Annotated in this window: 3 protein-coding genes; all 3 read right to left on the bottom strand. The window is 53.1% G+C overall.

Annotated features, from left to right (window positions below; all coding sequences use genetic code 11):
• On the bottom strand, nucleotides 1-1,570 hold a 1,570-nt coding region (tnpC, locus tag VF724_RS21050), incomplete at its 3' end, for an IS66 family transposase (RefSeq protein WP_371756196.1).
• A 76-nt stretch (nucleotides 1,571-1,646) separates the two neighbouring features.
• A complete protein-coding gene (gene tnpB, locus VF724_RS21045) occupies nucleotides 1,647-2,003 on the bottom strand; it encodes an IS66 family insertion sequence element accessory protein TnpB (protein ID WP_371756195.1) in 357 nt (118 codons plus the stop codon).
• Entirely contained in the window at nucleotides 1,997-2,317 is a 321-nt protein-coding gene (gene tnpA, locus VF724_RS21040; protein WP_371756194.1) for an IS66 family insertion sequence element accessory protein TnpA, read from the bottom strand. Before tnpA ends, tnpB begins: the two co-directional genes overlap by 7 nt.
• Nucleotides 2,318-2,402 lie beyond the last annotated feature (85 nt).

Genomic DNA, 2,402 nt, shown 5'->3' with positions numbered 1-2,402 from the left:
AATGAACGATTCTGCAATTTTCCGGGATTGAGCTTGACCATGGAAGGAAGTTGTCTAACGCATTCGGATCTTGGGGATCTGCGAGTTGCGGTAGCTTTTCAAAGATCCAGGTGAGATACAGATACGGATTTAAGCCATTTTCTTTCGCTGTTTCGATGATGCTATATATCATCGCGCTTGACTTGGCCCCGCGCGGTGTGTTGCTGAACATCCAGTTCTTGCGTCCGATTACAAACGGCTTGATGGATCGTTCGCTCCGATTGTTGTCCAATTCCAACCGTCCGTCCTTTAGGAACGCATCGAGTTTTTCCCATTGATTCAGGCAATAGACGATCGCCTGTCCCAGCGTGCTTTTCGGGAGCACCCGGCTTCGCTGGGCACGAAGCCATGCCGAAAAAGCATCCAATACAGGGCGACTTTGCTCCGTACGGACGGCAAAACGTTCTTCGGGTGAAGCCTCCTTGATCTTACGCTCTATGGCAAATAACCGGTTGCAGAACTCGAGACCCTCTCGAGCAGCGACCGCAGCCATCTGTTTGCCATCAGGCAACGCCTTCAGGGCCTCGTCAAACTTCCGTCGGGCATGAGCCCAACACCCGACGAGCGTCACACCTTTCACCTTATGGTATCCTGGATACCCATCAACGTGCAGGTATCCATGGAATCCGGACAGGAAGTTTCGCGGATGTTCGCCGCCTCGGGACGGCTGGTAATCGTACAGGATAATCGCCGGTCGGTCCCTTCCCGTGCGATACAGCCAGAGATAAGAGGTCGATTCCGCCGATCGACCCGGCTCCCGAAGCACCTGCAGGGTCGTTTCGTCGGCATGCAGCATGTCCTCGTTTAAGAGATGGGTGTGCATCCGATCAACTAACGGCTTCAGCCATCGGCTGGCGGCTTCGATCATCCAGTTGGCAAGCGTCTGCCGGGACAACGTGACCCCAAAACGCGCAAACTGTTGCTCCTGGCGATACAGCGGCAGCGCCTCGACATATTTCTGGCTCATGATGTAGGCCACCATCGAAGGGGAAGCCAGACTCTTCGGCACCATCGGTTTGGGCATCGATGCGGTGATCACCGGCGTTTCGATTCCTTCCCGTTCGCACCGACGGCAACTGTATACATGACGCACGTGCTTGACGACCTTGACTTGTGCCGGAATGATTTTCAGTTCCCGCCGAATTTCGGTGCTCATCGCATGCATCGCGCCGTTACAGCAGGGGCAGATCCGCTCTTCTTCCGGCAACTCGTAGTCGATCGTCTCCACAGGCAGGTGCTCGATCTTCGCATCGCGCTGACCCTGCTGTTTTTTCCGCTGGTAGGTAATCGTCTCTACGGTTGGCTCTTCAGCAGCGGGATCGGCTTCTGCCTCGGGTTCGTTAAAAAGCAGGAGTTGGTCGGGATGCGTGCGTTCGCTGGAAGCTCCATATTGCTTTCGCCGGGAAAGAAGAATCTGTTCTTCGTACCATTTCACCTTGGCGGCCAATTCCGCATTTTGCTGCTCCAGTGTCAGGCATCGTTCCTGCCAATGTTCAATTGTGTCTGGGGTCTTGTCCACGATTTTTTCCATACCTATAGATTCACGATGGGGCGGGAGAAACCCTGTCATCTTTCCCTGAATTGTATGACAGATGAGTGAAATATTCTCAGATCACCGTACGGGCATTCACCTCGGTATGCGCCTGACGTTGTTCGAGGGAAAGGCCGTCCAGCAACCAGCGAAGCTCCCGCCGGGTGACTCGGATCGGCGCAGCATTGGCCTCGGTCGGCCACCGAAATCTGCCGCGTTCGAGCCGTCGATAGTACAGCCAGAATCCGTTGTGCTCCCAGTACAAAATTTTCAGCTTGTCCCGCCCGCGGTTGCAAAAGACAAATAAAGCTGAGGAGAACGGATCAAGCTCAAATCCCTCTTTTACAAGAACAGCGAGCCCATCAATAGACTTGCGCATATCCGTAAATCCGGCGGCCAGGTATACCTGTTCGGGCTGAATGTCTCTTAGCATACCGTTTTGAGCGTCTTAATGACATCGGCAAGTAAGGAGGGCTCGAATCCTGCTCTGACTTCGATGGTTGCTGATCCGACGGTAACCAGTAAAGATGATGATGGGATGGTAGTGTCCTCATCCACATGAACGGAAAGCCATAGAGGTTGATCGGCTGATTTTTCCTGTTCCAAACGTTTCAATTTTTTCATCCAGTACCAGAGTTGACGCTGGGTAACCCCCTGACGTTCACACCAAGCTGACACACGCTCACCGCTGGCTCGATAATCCTTGATTCGGGCAGCCCATATTTGTTGCAATTCCTCTTGCGTCATAAAAAAATCCTCCTCACATCTATTCTGAGGAAGATTATCTCATGAGCCAAACCAGCTTCACAGGTGGGTTTGGTTTGACGCTTAC

It is taken from the genome of Ferviditalea candida, assembly GCF_035282765.1.
GTDB lineage: Bacteria > Bacillota > Bacilli > Paenibacillales > KCTC-25726 > Ferviditalea > Ferviditalea candida.
The sequence above is the reverse complement of the archived record's forward strand: the minus strand, read 5'-3'. Positions and strand labels throughout refer to the sequence as shown.

What these genes read in the sequence shown, in the direction of transcription:
- tnpA (WP_371756194.1), bottom strand. Translation starts at nt 2,317, where the DNA reads ATGACGCAAGAGGAATTGCAACAAATATGGGCTGCCCGAATCAAGGAT.
- tnpB (WP_371756195.1), bottom strand. Translation starts at nt 2,003, where the DNA reads ATGCTAAGAGACATTCAGCCCGAACAGGTATACCTGGCCGCCGGATTT.